The 14,610-nt window shown below is 71.3% G+C and carries 12 protein-coding genes; 9 read left to right on the top strand and 3 right to left on the bottom strand.

The window, feature by feature from the left end; all coding sequences use genetic code 11:
- The first annotated feature begins 160 nt into the window (after positions 1–160).
- The 9 genes from AB0N07_RS46610 to AB0N07_RS46570 all read left to right on the top strand — a co-directional run bounded on the left by AB0N07_RS46610 (position 161) and on the right by AB0N07_RS46570 (position 11,763).
- Positions 161–2,362 carry a HAMP domain-containing protein gene (locus AB0N07_RS46610; protein ID WP_365846334.1) on the top strand — a complete coding sequence of 734 codons (2,202 nt, stop codon included), beginning with the start codon at positions 161–163 and terminating at the stop codon, positions 2,360–2,362.
- A gap of 6 nt (positions 2,363–2,368) precedes the next feature.
- The gene (pgsB, locus tag AB0N07_RS46605; protein WP_365846332.1) at positions 2,369–3,607 is read left to right on the top strand and encodes a poly-gamma-glutamate synthase PgsB; all 1,239 of its coding nucleotides are present in this window, start codon (positions 2,369–2,371) and stop codon (positions 3,605–3,607) included.
- Positions 3,604–4,086: a poly-gamma-glutamate biosynthesis protein PgsC/CapC gene (locus AB0N07_RS46600; RefSeq protein ID WP_365846330.1), complete on the top strand. Its 483-nt coding sequence runs from the start codon at positions 3,604–3,606 to the stop codon at positions 4,084–4,086. Before pgsB ends, AB0N07_RS46600 begins: the two co-directional genes overlap by 4 nt.
- A 58-nt stretch (positions 4,087–4,144) precedes the next feature.
- The gene (locus tag AB0N07_RS46595; RefSeq protein WP_365846328.1) at positions 4,145–5,239 is read left to right on the top strand and encodes an NlpC/P60 family protein; all 1,095 of its coding nucleotides are present in this window, start codon (positions 4,145–4,147) and stop codon (positions 5,237–5,239) included.
- A 233-nt stretch (positions 5,240–5,472) separates the two neighbouring features.
- Positions 5,473–7,377, top strand: coding sequence for a glycosyltransferase family 39 protein (locus AB0N07_RS46590; RefSeq protein WP_365846326.1), 1,905 nt, complete (start codon positions 5,473–5,475; stop codon positions 7,375–7,377).
- A 291-nt stretch (positions 7,378–7,668) separates the two neighbouring features.
- The gene (locus AB0N07_RS46585) at positions 7,669–8,964 is read left to right on the top strand and encodes a cation:proton antiporter (protein ID WP_365846324.1); all 1,296 of its coding nucleotides are present in this window, start codon (positions 7,669–7,671) and stop codon (positions 8,962–8,964) included.
- Positions 8,965–9,081: 117 nt separating this feature from the next.
- Positions 9,082–9,303, top strand: coding sequence for a hypothetical protein (locus AB0N07_RS46580; protein ID WP_365846322.1), 222 nt, complete (start codon positions 9,082–9,084; stop codon positions 9,301–9,303).
- A gap of 673 nt (positions 9,304–9,976) precedes the next feature.
- On the top strand, positions 9,977–10,645 hold the full coding sequence (locus tag AB0N07_RS46575) for a response regulator transcription factor (protein WP_365846336.1): 669 nt from the start codon (positions 9,977–9,979) through the stop codon (positions 10,643–10,645).
- Positions 10,642–11,763 (top strand): histidine kinase, encoded by a 1,122-nt coding sequence (locus AB0N07_RS46570; RefSeq protein ID WP_365846320.1) that lies wholly within the window; start codon positions 10,642–10,644, stop codon positions 11,761–11,763. The genes AB0N07_RS46575 and AB0N07_RS46570 overlap by 4 nt, the downstream gene beginning before the upstream one ends.
- Before the next feature lie 25 nt (positions 11,764–11,788).
- Here the strand turns inward: AB0N07_RS46570 and AB0N07_RS46565 are convergent, their stop codons facing one another.
- The 3 genes from AB0N07_RS46565 to AB0N07_RS46555 all read right to left on the bottom strand — a co-directional run bounded on the left by AB0N07_RS46565 (position 11,789) and on the right by AB0N07_RS46555 (position 14,516).
- A complete protein-coding gene (locus AB0N07_RS46565) occupies positions 11,789–13,582 on the bottom strand; it encodes an ABC transporter ATP-binding protein (protein ID WP_365846318.1) in 1,794 nt (597 codons plus the stop codon).
- 116 nt (positions 13,583–13,698) lie between these two features.
- The gene (locus AB0N07_RS46560) at positions 13,699–13,821 is read right to left on the bottom strand and encodes a hypothetical protein (RefSeq protein ID WP_365846316.1); all 123 of its coding nucleotides are present in this window, start codon (positions 13,819–13,821) and stop codon (positions 13,699–13,701) included.
- Between the two features lie 344 nt (positions 13,822–14,165).
- Positions 14,166–14,516 carry a MerR family transcriptional regulator gene (locus AB0N07_RS46555; protein WP_365846314.1) on the bottom strand — a complete coding sequence of 117 codons (351 nt, stop codon included), beginning with the start codon at positions 14,514–14,516 and terminating at the stop codon, positions 14,166–14,168.
- Positions 14,517–14,610 lie beyond the last annotated feature (94 nt).

Raw genomic sequence — 14,610 nt, 5'->3', positions numbered from 1 at the left:
ACGAGATCGTCGTACGACGGACGACGCTTCGACAGGCCCACGAACAGACCAACGATCCGATCAGCGGCAGGTCACACGACCTGCTGAGCAGTCACGATGCTTCTTGACCACCACTCGATCCCCGATACCCACGCAGGGCCCGGCTCCGCGTCGGGCGGACATGGCTGTGTTGGGAGGTGTGCGGCCGCCGCTGGTGGTCCTGCCGGTTCTGCTGGCGCTCGTCGCAGGCCTGACGGTGTTCGCCGTCGGGAGCGACACCCAACGGGGTGTTCCCGAGGCCGTCCTGAGCTCCCAGCAGCACATCGCCGAGGACGGGGCGGTCGCGCTGCAGGGCTCCGTCGACCAGAGCGTCACCGATCTGCGGGCGGCGGCCGCGGACTTCGCGGGCTCCAGGCCCGTACCGGCGGACGGAATGCTGACCCGCCTCGACCGGGCCTATCGCAAGTGGCGCGGCACCGCCGTCGTCGACCTGTCCACCGGTCGGCTGCTCGCCTCGCACGGCGAGGCCGTACCGCTCGGGAAGGTGAACCTCCGTGGGCTGCCGGCGAACCTGCCTCCGAGACTGGTGCGGGACGACGCGGGCGTCACCCGGCTGCTCGCCTTCGCGACGCTGTCGCAGGGCGGCAGACAGGAGTTGCTCGTCGCCTCCCAGAGCCTGAAGCCGCCGGGCATCTCCGTCGGCAGGAAGCACACCCTCGACGTCGTGGACCGTGACGGGGCCGTTCTCGCCTCGACCGGGACGGGATCCGGCACCGACCGGGCCAAGGCGCTGGCCGGCACCGCCGCCCGCGAGGCGCAGGGCAAGGGACCGTCGGACACCGCCGCCGGCGGCTTCGACGGTCCGAGCGGCAGTCTCGTCGGGGCGGCGGAGGGCAAGACCCGTACCGCCGTCGGGTACGCCTCAGTCGCCCGGGGGCCGGCCACGAAGGAGAGTCCGAGCAGCGCACTCGGGCTGACGGTCGTCACGACGGTGCGGACCGAGCGTCATGGGGTCGGTACCGGCGACCTTCGTCTCGCCCTCCTCGCCGCGGCCGTGCTGCTGGCCCTCGCGGTCGGGGTCACCGTCGCCCTCCACATGGTGCTGCAGCGGCCTGTGCTGCGGTTGCGACGCGACGCGCAGAGGATCGGCTCGGGCGACCTCACAGCTCCCGTCCGCGTGCCCCGCTTCGGGGAACCCGCCCGGGTCGGCGCCGCGCTGGAGGTACTGCGCCGTCAACTCCGACGCAGGGACGGGCAGTCGCAGGAGACGGCCGCGCAGCCATCGGCCAAGGACCGGCGTCGGCTCGGACTGCGCACCGTCCTCGTGGTGTGCGCGTTCGCCCTGCTGGCCTGGCCCACGGCGATGCTGCTGACGCTCGGCAGCACCTTGCCGCACCCGGCTGCGGTCGTACCGCGGCTGATCTCCGACGACCAACGGCAACGCACCGAGACGACGGCGGATCGCGTGCGCAGGGGAATCAACGACGGATACGCGGATCTCGCCCATCTCGCCACGGTGATCGACGCTTCCCGGTCACAGGAGGCTCGCAGGATCCTCGACAGCTCCCTGGAACAGCACGGCCGGTACCGGTCCCTGTACGTCGTCGACGGCGCCGGCAAGATCCTCGTCCGCGCCGGCGGCGAACCCCGTACCCCGGAGAAGGTCCGCATCAGGTCCGGGGTCAGGCAGACGAACACCTCCGGCACGGAACCGGTGCTCGCCGCCGTGGCCCCTCAGCAGGGCAAGGGCGCATCGGCGAAGTCGCAACACCGCTATGTCGTGGGCGAGTTCAAGGTCCAGTACCTGGCCGGCATCCTCAACCGACCGGGTCTCGGCTCGGTGTGGCTGGTGGACTCCGCGCATCGGGTCATCGCGTCCAACAAGGGGTTCGTGGCATTCGGGCGGGTCTCCGACGGCCGGCTGCGGAACCGCCTGGACGCCGTCCGCACGGCCAAGGGCTCCGCCGAGTTGCTGCTCGGCTGGCGGGATCCGGCGGTCGCCGCCGTGGCACCGTTCAACGACAAGAGGGGCGTCGCGAGCGCACTCGGCTGGAAGGTCGCCTCGATCAGGCCGGTGTTCTGGATCGGCCTGCCCGAGTACGAGGCACAGCGGCGGATCATGCTCGTCGGTCTGCTGGGGGTGACCACGGGCGCCCTCTGCCTCGGCTGGCTGCATCTCGTCGTCGTACGTCCGCTGCGTGAAGTCGCCCAGGGCGCCGAGGGGTTGGCGGCCGGGGACCGCGCAACGGTGCTCTACCCGCGCTACCACGACGAGGTGGGATCCGTCGCCCGCAGCCTCGAACTGATCAGACAGCGACTCGCGCGCACCGGCGGGGCGCACCCCTCCTCCACTTCCCCGTCCCGCCCCGGTCCCAGGAGCTGACCCGCCGTGCTCTTCCTGTACTGCGTCCTCGCGACGTGCTGCGTCGGCCTGCTCGTCGCAGGCATCGTCGAACAGCGCCGCCATGACGCCAAACTCGCCGTCATACCCACCCGAGTGCTGGTCAACGGCATCCGAGGCAAGTCCTCCATCACCCGGCTGTGCGCGGGCGCGCTGCGCGGCAGCGGCCTGGTGACCGTCGCCAAGACCACGGGCACCGCGGCCCGGTTCATCCACCCCGACGCCACCGAGGAGCCGGTCCACCGCAAGTTCGGCATCGCCAACGTCGTCGAGCAGATCGGCATCGTCCGGCGGGCCGCCGGCTACCGGCCCGATGTCCTGGTCATGGAGTGCATGGCCGTCATGCCCGCACTCCAGGAGATCAACCAGACCAAGCTGATCCGCTCCACCATCGGCGTGCTGTGCAACGTCCGCGAGGACCATCTCGCCGAGATGGGACCGACGTTGGACGACGTGGCCCGCTCCCTGTGCCGGTCCCTGCCGCATGGCGGCGTCTGCGTCACCGCGGAGAAGGAGCGCTTCCACATCCTGAAGGAGGAGGCCGACGCCCGGAACTGCAGGCTGGTCTACGCCGACCCGGAAACCGTCACCGACGAGGAACTGCGCGGCTTCAGCTGGTTCACCTTCAAGGAGAACGTCGCCATCGCCGTCGCGGTCGCCGAACTGCTCGGCGTCGACCGCGCGACCGCGCTGAAGGGCATGTACGAGGCGCCGCCGGACCCCGGTGTGCTGTCGGTCGAGCGGTACCGCACCCCTGACGGAAACAGGCTGCGCTTCGCGAACGTCTTCGCCGCCAACGACCCCGAGTCCACGCTGATGAACATCACGCAGCTGCTCGAACTGGGCGCCATCCACCGTCCTTTGCACGTCGTCATCAACTGCCGCCCCGACCGTGTGGAGCGCAACGGGCAGATGGGCGCGCTCATCCCCCAGCTGGACCCGGACACGGTGTTCCTCATCGGCCACCCCACCAAGTCGGCAGCCGACGCGATACCGGCGCACTGGACCGGGAACGTCGTCGATCTCGGCGGCGACCGCCGCGACCCCGACCGGCTCACCACGGATCTGCTGGCCCACCTGGGGCCGGACGCCTCACTCGTCGCCATCGGCAACATCCACGGCCAGGGCGAACTCTTCCTGGAGCGGCTCGCGGCACTCGCGCCCGACCACCCCGATGCCGCCGCCGACTCCGCCGACCACAACTCCTCCCATGGAGCATCCCGTTGATCCCCGCAGTCGTCACCCCGCAGATCGCCGCCATCGGCATCGCACTCGGTCTGGTCTTCTCCCTCCTGTGCTACCTGACCACGAACCTCTCACCGGGCGGCATGATCACCCCCGGCTGGCTCGCCCTCACCCTCGTCGGCGATCTGCGGCGCGCCGCCATGGTCGCGGCCGTGGCAGGCCTGACCTACCTGCTGACCAAGCTGCTGCAGCGCTTCGTCATCCTCTACGGCAAGCGGCTGTTCGCCGCGGTCGTGCTCATCGGTGTCCTGCTCCAGGCCGGTCTCTCCCTGTTGCTGCAGCAGCAGTTCCCCCTGTTGTTCGCCCACCAGGCCCTCGGGTTCATCGTCCCCGGTCTCATCGCCTACCAGCTGGAGAGGCAGCCCAAGGCAGCGACCGTCCTCTCCACCTGCGCGGTCACGTTCGCCGCGTACGTGATTCTGGTGTCCGGGCTGCTGCTGGGCGCCCTGCCCACGTCATGAGCCGCCCCGTCCCCGACATGCGGCGCCCTCTCTCCTTCCCGCCCTACGGAGTTGACCAGTGAAACGCCTGCCGCCCGGAATCCGTAGGTTCTCGCTACCGAGGAACACGGCCCTGTTCCTGGTGACAGCCGTCCTGCTCGCGGCGAGCTGCGTGCTGACCCTGCAGTTCAGACACCGCACCGACCATCCGGCGGCCTCACTGCCGGCAGCACCGGCAGCACCGGCGTCACCGGATGCCGTAATCCGGGCCAGGAGCGGCCCACTGCACTTCGAGCGGATCGGCAACCCCGCCCGCACGATCGCCCGCGACCGGCACGGCACCGTCGTCGCCACGTTCACCGACGGCGCCCGTACGGCCGTACTGACCGGGCCCAGCAGGACGTTCGCGGAGCCGCGTACGACGGACGCCAAGGTCGTCACCAGGAGCTGGGTGCGGCTGCTGCCCAAGGCCTGGGCCCCTGGCGCGGAGCGCAGCGGCTGGTTCGGGACCTGGCTCAGGTCGCGGCTCGGCAGCCGCGACCCCGACATCCTCGCCACGGCCTTCGACTACCTCGCGGGTGCCCCGGCCCGGAAGACGGCAGCGGGAGTCGGATACAGCGGTGCCGCCCGCTACGCCCCCGGCACGACCGGCAACTCCGGGCGTGCTCAGCAGGGGAAGCGGCGCACGGGTTCGGACTTCTACGACTACCTGGGCATCCCCTGGACCTTCCCGGACGCGGTCACCCGCCGCCCGGAGAAGGACCGCGCGCGCTCCGTCGACAGCTCCGGCTATGTCCGGCTGGTGTACGGATACCGCTCGGGGTTCCCGCTGAACAGCAGGGACGGCACGGCGGGCGGCGGGCTCGAGCGGACCGCCGACGCGATCGCCCGCGGGCGGCCCGGCGTACCCGTGCTCCCCCTCACCGGCCGGCGCCCCGCCGTCATCCAGCAGCTCCAGCCCGGCGACCTGGTCTTCTTCAGCACACGGGAGCTGCCCGGCGCACGGATCGGCCACATCGGCATCTACCTCGGCCTGGACACCGCCGACCACCCGCGCTTCATCTCCAGCCGGAAGAACGCGGGCGGCCCCACCATGGGCGACAAGGGCGGCACCTCACGGCTCGACGGCGACGGCTACTACGCCCAAGGGCTGCGCGCGGCCCGCCGCCTGTGACCGCACTCCGACCGGGCGGGCGCGAAGCCTTGGTCCTTGTCCGGGGACGCAGCCGGTGTGAGGCGCGGGGTGCACCCGACGATCGCCGGACGGCGCCCGGAACGGACCCGGTTACGACTGGCGCATTCCGCGCGCTGAGCCGGGGCGGCCACCTCCATCGGCGGCGGCCCCCCGCGCAACCCGCTGCCTCTCACCTGCCGTTCCGCCTCGACACTGATCCAGGGACCTTCGCCATGGCCGCCATCCCCACCGCCCGGAGCACCGGCTCCCACGGCCTCCGCCGGGAATCGCACCGCCCCGCCGACCGGCCGGAAGCTCCGGCGCGCTGGGAACGCCCGGCGCTGGCCGCGGTGCTGGGCGTCGCCGCACTGCTGTACGCCTGGGGTATGGGACACGCCGCGATCCACCCCTACTACGGCGCGGCGATACGGTCGATGGCCACCAGTTGGCGGGCCTTCTTCTTCGGCGGTCTCGACACCAGCGGTTCGATCACCCTCGACAAGCTGCCCGGCGCCTTCTGGCCCGATGCCGTCTCCGTATGGATCTTCGGGCCGCACACGTGGGCGGCCGCGCTGCCCCACGTGATCGAGGGCGTGCTCACCGTATGGCTGCTGCACCGGATCGTCCGGGCCTGGGCAGGGCCGCTCGCCGCGCTGATCGCCGCGCTGACGCTCACCTTCACTCCGGTCACCGTGGTACTGAACAGGGCCACCATCCCGGACACCGCACTCACCCTGCTGCTGGTGGCGGCGGCAGGCGCCCTGCAGAAGGCGGCACGAACCGGACGGCTGCTCCCGCTGATCACGTGCGGCGTCTGGGTCGGGCTCGCCTTCCAGACGAAGATGCTGCAGGCCTGGCTCGTACTGCCGGTCTTCGCCGTGGTCCATCAACTCACCGCGCCCGACCCGCCGTTGCAGAGGGCTCGGCGCCTGCTGCTCGGCGGTGCGGTCACGCTGGCCGTCTCCTGCTCATGGGCGCTGATCGCATGGGTGACTCCCGCGGACAGCCGCCCGTACGTCGACGCCACGTCGAACAACAACCCCTTCAGTCTGGTCTTCGGCTACAACGGCCTGAGTCGCTTCACCGACGACGCCACCGCGTTCGGCGCCGTCCCGGCCACAGCCGCCAGCCGTACGACCGGAAACACCGGCTGGGGGATGCTCGTCAACCACACCGTCGGCCCGCAGATCGCCTGGTTCCTGCCGATCGCCGTGCTAGCCGCCGTTACCGCCCTCATCTGGCGCGCCCGCGAGCCGCGGACCGACCCGCTGCGTGCGGGTTTCCTCCTGTGGGGCGGCTGGCTCGTCGTCCATGCCGTGGTGTTCAGCGTCTCCAACGGCAATCACGCCTACTACACGGCCGTGCTCGCACCGGCGATCGCCGCGCTCGCCGGAGGCGGGTTCGCTCTCTTCCGGTCCGCGTACGAGGCGGGCGGCCGGCGACGGCTGTGGCTGCCGTCGGCGATCATGCTGACGGTGGCCTGGGCCTTCGTGGTCGACGGGCCGACCTGGTTCGCCTCCCGGCTGCTGGCGTTCGCCGTGATCTTCGCGCTGTGCGCGACGATCGGCCTGTGGACCAGCGGGTCACGCGCCTCCCGGGGGATGGTCCAGGGCTCTCTGGCCGCGGGAATCGCGGCCACTCTGCTCGTACCGGCCGGCTGGGCCGTCTCCTCACTCGACCCGCGCTACGCGGGCGCCTCCACCTCGCCGACGGCGGGTCCGGTCGGCGAGGTCTACCGCAGGGCCCTCCATCACCCGTCCGCTCCCCGCCGGGCCGGGCTCGACCGGCCAAGCCCCCGCGACACCGCACTGCTGGACTACCTCATCGCGCACCGCAGGGGTGAGAAGTACCTGCTCGCGACCCAGGCCGCCTACCCCGCGGAGCGCCTGCTGCGCGCTCAGGCCCAACCCGTCCTCGTCATGGGCGGATTCACCGGGAACACCCCCTTCCCCGGCGCCTTGCAGCTCGGCAACCTGATCGCCACGCACCAGCTCCGCTATGTGCTGCTCACCCACCTGCGGCCCACCACCCCTGCCACCACCTGGGTGAAGTCCCACTGCGAGCGCGTCCGCTCCGGGGCCTACGGCTGGCGCACCAGGGGCAACTTCGGCCTCTACGACTGCCGCGCGCAGGACTGAGCAGAGCACCTCGGGCCACGCCGGGCCCCGCCGATCGGCGGGGGTGGGACAGCCGACCGCGGGATGGGTCAGGCAGAGGAAATGCGCAAAGATCCTGTTCGCTGCTCCACGCGCTCGGCGGCGCGCGGACATGGCGAGGAGATGCCGAGCCGGAGCCGGGCGTGAGTGCCCGCGCTGTCCTGCCTGGTCTCGTCCGCTGTACCGTCTGCCTGTGCTGACGCCGGTCGACGCCCCTGTGGAGGTCTCGGCGGGGCGGCCGCAGGTCTGTTCCGAGTTCTGAAGCGGATTCAAATGATCCCTGTCCTGATTGTGATCACCACGGTGGTGGCCGGGTGGTCGCTGGTCGCCGGCCGGCTGGAGCAGCGGCATGTGCGGGCCCCTCTGGTGCTGGTGTTCGCGGGAGTCGTCACGGGTGTGTTCACGCACAGCCACATCGCCGCCACGTTGAACTCCGAGGTCGCTCAGCATGTGGCCGAGGTCATCCTGGCCATCCTGCTGTTCGTCGACGCCACCGAGCTGCCGGGCGGGCGACTGTTCGGCAACGACCCCGGCTCCGCGGCGCGGGCACTGCTGGTGGCCCTGCCGCTGAGCCTGATCACCATGGTGCTGCTGGGAACGCTGCTGCTGCCCGGGCTGCCGGTCGCGCTGCTGCTGCTCATCGCGTGCATCGTCGTCCCGACCGACTTCGCCCCGGCCGAGACGCTGGTCCGCGACCGGCGCATCCCGGCGAGGGTGCGCAGCGTGCTCAACGTGGAGAGCGGCTACAACGACGGCATCGTCTCGCCCCTCTTCCTGTTCGCCCTGATCCTCGTCGGCACCAACTCCGCCACCCGCACGCCCATGCAGGCCCTCGGCACGGCCGTGCCGTTCGCGCTGAAGGCCCTCGTGGCCGGCTTCGTGGTGGGGGCGCTGGTGGCGTGGCTGATCAATATGGCCGACCGCGCGCAGTGGATGACGGAGCAGTCCCGGCGGATCGTCGTGCTGGTCACACCGCTGCTCGCCTACACCGTGACCACGGCGATGGACGGCAACGGCTTCGTGGCCTCGTTCGTGTGCGGGATCGCCTTCCGCTACGTCAGGCAGGCGCCGGTCCGCCGCCGGGGCGCCTCGGCTCCCCACGCCTCGGACTTCCAGCTCATCGAGGACACCAACTCGATGGCGACGATGTGCATGTGGTTCTTCTTCGGCAACGCCGTGGTGCTGGCCATGGAGGAGGGCGTCCACTGGCCCACCGTCGTGCTCTGCGTCGCCGCGCTCACCGTCGTACGCGTCCTTCCGATCATGCTGGCCTTCCTGGGCTCGACGTTCACCTGGCGGGAACGGCTCATGGTCGGCGCGCTCGGCCCACGCGGCACCACCTCCATCGTGTTCGGACTGCTCGCGTTCAACGCTCTGCCGGACGGGCGGTACGCCGACACCGCCCTGTACGCCATGACCCTCACGGTGCTCGGCAGCGTTCTGCTCCACGGCGGTGGATCGGTGGCCATCGCCCGGTCCCTGACGACCCCGCCCCCGTCGGCCGCCGGCGGCACCGGCTGCCCGGGGGCCGACGAGCCGGACCCACAGGTTGTCGACACACGCGGTTGATGTGCCTGCCGGCCGCGGCGGGTAACACTCCGGGCCGGTGTCCTCCAGCCACTCGGCGGGGGCGGACCCGACAGTCGTCGGATGGGCGGAGAGCGGCCGGGCGGACAGGCTGGAGGCATGACACAGCATGTTCGCAACAAGGAGCCCGAGACCGTCCCCGGGGCGTCGGCCGACCTCGACGTGCGGGACCGTGACGTCACGCCCCGCAGCGGCGGGTTGCTGGAACTTCTCGGCCTGACGCTGGTGGCGGCCGCCGGTGTCCTGTTCGTCCTCCGTCCTGAGTTCTATGAGGCAGGGGTGCACGTTTTCGCCACCCGGGCGGCCTCACTGGTCCACTGAGCCGACGATCGGAGATCTCCTCCGAGGCGAGGCCTCCGCGGCCACCCGCACCATGGCCGGCTCCCCGTGAATGCCGTTGGTCGGCCTCTGCCTGGCCGTCGTACGCCCTGGCCGGGGCCGCCGCGGGCTGCTGCAGCCCCTGGCCACGAAGACGCTGGTCGACCGGCTCTCGCCCGGTGGCGCCTCATCAGGCGCTTGCTGCGGTTGCGCCTCGCGGAGGTGGGCCCGACCGACGAGTGGCCGTCCGCGAGGTAGCGGATCCAGTCGGCGACCCCCTGTGTGGCCGACAGCGGGGAGCCATGTGCACGACGTACATGCCGAACCGTGGCGGCGACCATCCGGCAGGCTTCGTCGACACCCCCGACGACTGGCCCGGGGAGACGGCCGACCGCCCACGGCCCGATCCCACCGGACGGGAACCACGGCCGCCGTCCGCCGAGCCTCGCCCGTTCGCCCGCCGACGGGCCGGAGCGCTCCCGCCGACCGGCTGGAACCCGTCTGCCGGGTGGCGGGTGTCCACGGCGGCCGCACCGTCGCCCGCCCCGCTGGACGTACTGTCGACGGCAGGCGATCACCGTACGAGAACATGGATGCCCCGATGCGGGATGTACGGGTCAGCCGTGACGCTGGACCAAGCCGACGAGTGTGAGGCGGAACGCCGGTGATCCGGGTAGTGGTGGTGGACGACGAGGCCCTGGTGCGGTCCGGGTTCGAGCTGATCCTGAACGCCGCCGACGGCATCCAGGTCGTGGCGACCGCGGAAGGAGCGCAGGCCGCCGACGTGATCCGGCGCGAGCACCCGGACGTCGTACTCCTCGACATCCGCATGCCGGACGTGGACGGCCTGACCGTCCTCACGGAACTCCAGAGTCTGCCCGAGCCGCCGACGGTGGCCATGCTGACCACCTTCGACACCGACGAGTACATCCTGACCGCGCTGCGCTCGGGAGCCGCGGGCTTCCTCCTCAAGGACACCGAGCCCGAACAACTCGCCCACCTCGTACGGACCCTGGCCGCGGGCGGCGTGGTGATGTCCCCGAAAGCCTCGCGGGCCCTGCTGCGCAGCCACCCGGGCGCAGGCGCCTCCCAGGACGCGGACGTGGCGCGCGTGAACCTGCTCACCGACCGCGAACGCGACGTCCTCGTCCTGATCGCGGAAGGACTCTCCAACGCCGACATCGGCACCCGCATCCATCTGAGCGCGGGCACCGTCAAGGACCACGTCAGCTCGATCCTGACCAAGCTCCGGGTCGCCGGCCGCGTCCAGGCGGCGCTCCTCGCGGAGCGGGCCGGACTGCTCAGCGAGGAGCGCACCGACACAGCACGGGACCACCGGTGGTGAGCCGAGGCCAGGCGCTGTGGCGGCGGGTGCCGCCCTGGGCCGTCGACGCGGGCCTCGTCGTGCTCGCCGTGCTCGACACCTGGGTCAATCTCTACGGCGAGGCGACACCGTTCATGTGGGCCTGCGCCGCCGTCGGCTGCGGCGGACTGCTGCTGCGCAGGCGCTTTCCCCTGACCGTCTTCCTGCTGACCCTGCCCATGACCCTGTTCATGGACGTGGCCGTCGCGCCGATCGCCGCCCTGTACACACTGGCCACGCGCACCCGCAACCGCCCACTGCTGGCCGGCTGCGCCCTGCTCAACGCGGCGGCGAGCACCCTCGCCTGGCCCCTGTCCGACTCGTTCTCCGGCGACCGGACCTGGACGCTCATCCAGTTCGTCTACACGCTGGCCACGGCCTTCGCCCCGATCCTGTTCGGCCAGCTCGTCCAGGCCCAGCACGACGTGGCCCGCCAGCTCGCCGAGGTCGAAGAGGCCCGCGAACACGAACGCGCCCTGTACGCCCAGACCGTCCTGGCCCGCGAACGCGCCCAACTGGCCCGCGAGATGCACGACGTCGTCTCCCACCAGGTCAGCCTCATCGCCGTACAGGCCGGAGCCCTCCAGGTCGCCGCCAAGGACCCCGCCGCCCGCGACACCGCCCGCACCATCCGCACCCTGAGCGTGAACACCCTCGACGAACTCCGCCACATGGTCACCCTGCTGCGCGCCTCCGGCGGCAAGGAAACCGCACTCACCCCCCAGCCCACCCTCGCCGACCTCCAGCAGCTGATCGCGGGCAGCGGCATCGAGACCACCCTGACCGGCGAACTCCCGCCCGGCATCAGCACGACCGCCCAACGCACCGTCTACCGCACGGTCCAAGAAGCCCTCACCAACGTCCGCAAGCACGCCCCCGGCGCCCGCGCCGAGGTACACCTGTGGCACGACACCCAGCACTTCGGCGTCACCGTCACCAACACCGCCCCCACCCGCCCCTGCGTCGCCCTGCCCAGCGCCCGCCACGGCCTGATCGGCCTCAAAGAACGCGCCGAACTCCTCGACGGCACCCTCACCGCCGAACCCACCCCCCACGGCGGATACAAGATCGAACTACGGGCCCCCACCCGACCCACCTGAGAGCGCGTGGCCGGCAGTGGACGCTTCAGGCCGCGTCGTGCTCGGCCTCGGTGACCGTGGCCGCAAGCGGGCCGGCGACAAGGGTGACCGTGGCGTCGGCCAGGTGGAGGACGAGGTCGGCCTGGGCGGTCAGGCGCAGGTCGTGGGTGATGAGAAGGGTCGTACGGCCCGCCGTCAGGCGTCGCAGCGGCGCCATGATGCGGGCCGCCGAGGCGTCGTCGAGGCCGGCCGTGGGCTCGTCGAGGATCAGGACGGGGGCGGTGCGCAGCATGGCCCGGGCCAGGGCGATCCTGCGGCGCTGGCCGCCGGAGAGGTGGCTGCCGCGTTTGCCGACGGGAGTGTCGTAGCCGGCGGGCAGGGCGGTTACGAAGTCGTGTGCGTCGGCGGCCGTGGCGGCGGCGATCACCTCCTCGGCGGTGGCGTCGGGGCGGCCGTAGACGATGTTCTCCTGGATGGTGCCGTCGAAGAGCATGCTGTCCTGGAGGAGCAGGGTGATGTGCCTGCGCACCTCGTCGACGGGGAGCTGGGCGATGTCCCGGCCGTCCAGCAGGATGCGCCCCTGCGAGGGTTCGTACACGCGCAGCAGCAGCTTGCCGAGGGTGGATTTGCCGGCGCCGCTCGGGCCTGTGAGCGCGACCAGCGTGCCGGGGGCGATGTCCAGGTGGACGCGGTCCAGTACGGGGTGGCCGGCGCCGGGGTAGGCGAAGCCGACGTCGTGGAAGGCGATGGCGCCGCGCACCGGTTCGGCGAGCGGCGGGATGTCGGGCCGTGGGCTGCTTTCGGCGACGGGGCCGGTGCGCAGTACCTCGACGAGGCGCTCGCACGCGGCCGTCGCGGAGGAGGCGCTGACCGCGAGTTCGCCGAGTTCCTGCAGCTTGGGCTGGAGATAGCCGAGGTAGGCGGCGAAGGAGAGCAGACCGCCGACGCTCAGGTGGTGTTCGGAGATCTGCCAGGCTCCGGCACCGATCACGGCCAGCACGCTCAGGGTCTCGATGAACTCGCCCGCCGGCCCGTACACCGAGGACAGCCGGATCTGCCGCAGCCCGGCCCGCATCCACACCCGTCCCTCCCGGTGCAGCTTCCCCCGCTCCGCCTGCTGACGGCCGTACGCCTGCACGAGCGGCATGTTGGCCAGGCTCTCCTCCAGCAGGGAGGCGAGGCGGCCGTTGCTGTCGCGTTCGTCGCGGGTGGCGGAGCGCATCAGGGTGCCGAACACCCGGGCACCGAACCAGATGACGGGGGCCACGGCGAAGGTGACCAGGGCCAGTTGCCAGCTGGTCCAGAAGGCCGCGGCGCCGAAGACCACGGCTCCCACCGCGGTGGTGACGAGGTCGACCGGGGCGGAGGCCACCAGTGACTCGACGGCCTCGACGTCGCCGGTGAGCCGGGTGACCAGATCGCCGGTGCCGAAGCGGTCGAGGGCGTCGGGCGGCACCTGCTGGAGGTGCTGGAAGAGACGGTCGCGCAGGCCGAGCAGGAAGTGTTCGCTGGACCATCCGGTGAGGTAACCGCCTGCGGACGAGGCCACCGCACCGGCCGCGGCCAGCCCCAGCCAGAGGGCGGCGGGTTGCCAGAAGGCGGCCAGGTCGCCCGGCGCGAGCACCTTGTCGGTGAGTACGCCGACGATGCCGATCGCGGCCGCATCGCACCCGGCCGACACCACCAGCAGCACCACGGAGACCACTACGACCACGCGGTTGACGCTCACCAGCGGCCAGAAGATCCGGAACGCGGCCAGGGGGGAGAGACGGGCATGACGGGTGGGGGCGGATGCTCCGGGTGCGGCCACGGGCATGGCGATCGGAGCTGCTCGGCTCATGTGCGAAACACTCCCAGCACGTTGCTCGAACCGACGCCGCGCCGGGACCCGTCGCGCAGCTGGTGCGCACGGACCCCGGCACGGCGTTCTAGTCCGGTTGTTGTTTCGACGCCCTGCTACTTGGCGGCGTGTTTCTTGTGCTTGCGGTGGTGCTTCTTCTTGTGGTGGTGCTTGGCCTTGTCGGCGCAGGCTTCCTTCTTCTTGGCCTTCTTGCCCAGCGTGATCTTCGCGAAGGACATGGTGAGGCCCTCCTTTCCGATGCCTGGTCTGTCTTGTCAACTGGCGCTGCTCGCCGCTGACTTGGACTGTGTGGCACCCGTGAATACGGAGGCGGCGCGAAAGCCCGCTCAAAACGAAGGGTGAAGACTGGGTATTTTTCTCTTACTCAATACACGTGCTGCGGGAGACCGAGGCGGGTGAAAAGAAGGCGGCCTGGCGCTGGAGGTGGGTGACCGACGCGGCCGGCTCCACGTCGGCGGGCTCGGGGCGCGGCCGTTGAACGGGGGCACGGCGCCGCTGTCTCCCTCGACCAGCCCGGGGGCCCTCGGCGAGGGCACTCCGGGTACGGTACGCGCCCGCGTGTTCAGGCGGAGCCGGAGCCGGCGCGGCTCGCCGATTCGCCGGCGGCACGACGGTACTCGGCATTGATGCGCTGGGCTTCCTCGAGCTGGTCCTCGAGGATGACGATGCGGCACGCGGCCTCGACCGGAGTCCCCTTGTCGACGAGCTCCCGGGCGCGCGCGGCGATCCGCAGTTGGTAGCGGGAGTACCGGCGATGTCCTCCCTCCGAGCGGAGCGGAGTGATCAGACGAGCCTCACCGATGGCTCGCAGGAAGGCCGGGGTGGCGCCGAGCATCTCGGCTGCCCGGCCCATCGTGTAGGCGGGGTAGTCGTCGTCGTCCAGACGATCATTCAGGGGGTTGTCCGATGTCATGTCACCTCGCTGTGCAACGCGTCGAGGGGCCCTGGTGCCGTACGGCACCCCGGGCCCCCAGGTAAGGTGGGGGGGGCGGGGCGGGGGCCGGGCG

The organism is Streptomyces sp. NPDC051172 (genome assembly GCF_040682555.1).
Lineage (GTDB): Bacteria > Actinomycetota > Actinomycetes > Streptomycetales > Streptomycetaceae > Streptomyces.
This window is presented reverse-complemented; position numbering and strand designations above follow the sequence as displayed.

Bases quoted from the DNA above. Each gene is read 5' to 3' on its own strand.
- AB0N07_RS46585 (WP_365846324.1), top strand. From the start codon at position 7,669: ATGATCCCTGTCCTGATTGTGATCACCACGGTGGTGGCCGGGTGGTCG.
- AB0N07_RS46580 (WP_365846322.1), top strand. From the start codon at position 9,082: ATGACACAGCATGTTCGCAACAAGGAGCCCGAGACCGTCCCCGGGGCG.
- AB0N07_RS46610 (WP_365846334.1), top strand. From the start codon at position 161: ATGGCTGTGTTGGGAGGTGTGCGGCCGCCGCTGGTGGTCCTGCCGGTT.
- AB0N07_RS46565 (WP_365846318.1), bottom strand. From the start codon at position 13,582: ATGAGCCGAGCAGCTCCGATCGCCATGCCCGTGGCCGCACCCGGAGCA.
- AB0N07_RS46555 (WP_365846314.1), bottom strand. From the start codon at position 14,516: ATGACATCGGACAACCCCCTGAATGATCGTCTGGACGACGACGACTAC.
- AB0N07_RS46560 (WP_365846316.1), bottom strand. From the start codon at position 13,821: ATGTCCTTCGCGAAGATCACGCTGGGCAAGAAGGCCAAGAAGAAGGAA.
- AB0N07_RS46590 (WP_365846326.1), top strand. From the start codon at position 5,473: ATGGCCGCCATCCCCACCGCCCGGAGCACCGGCTCCCACGGCCTCCGC.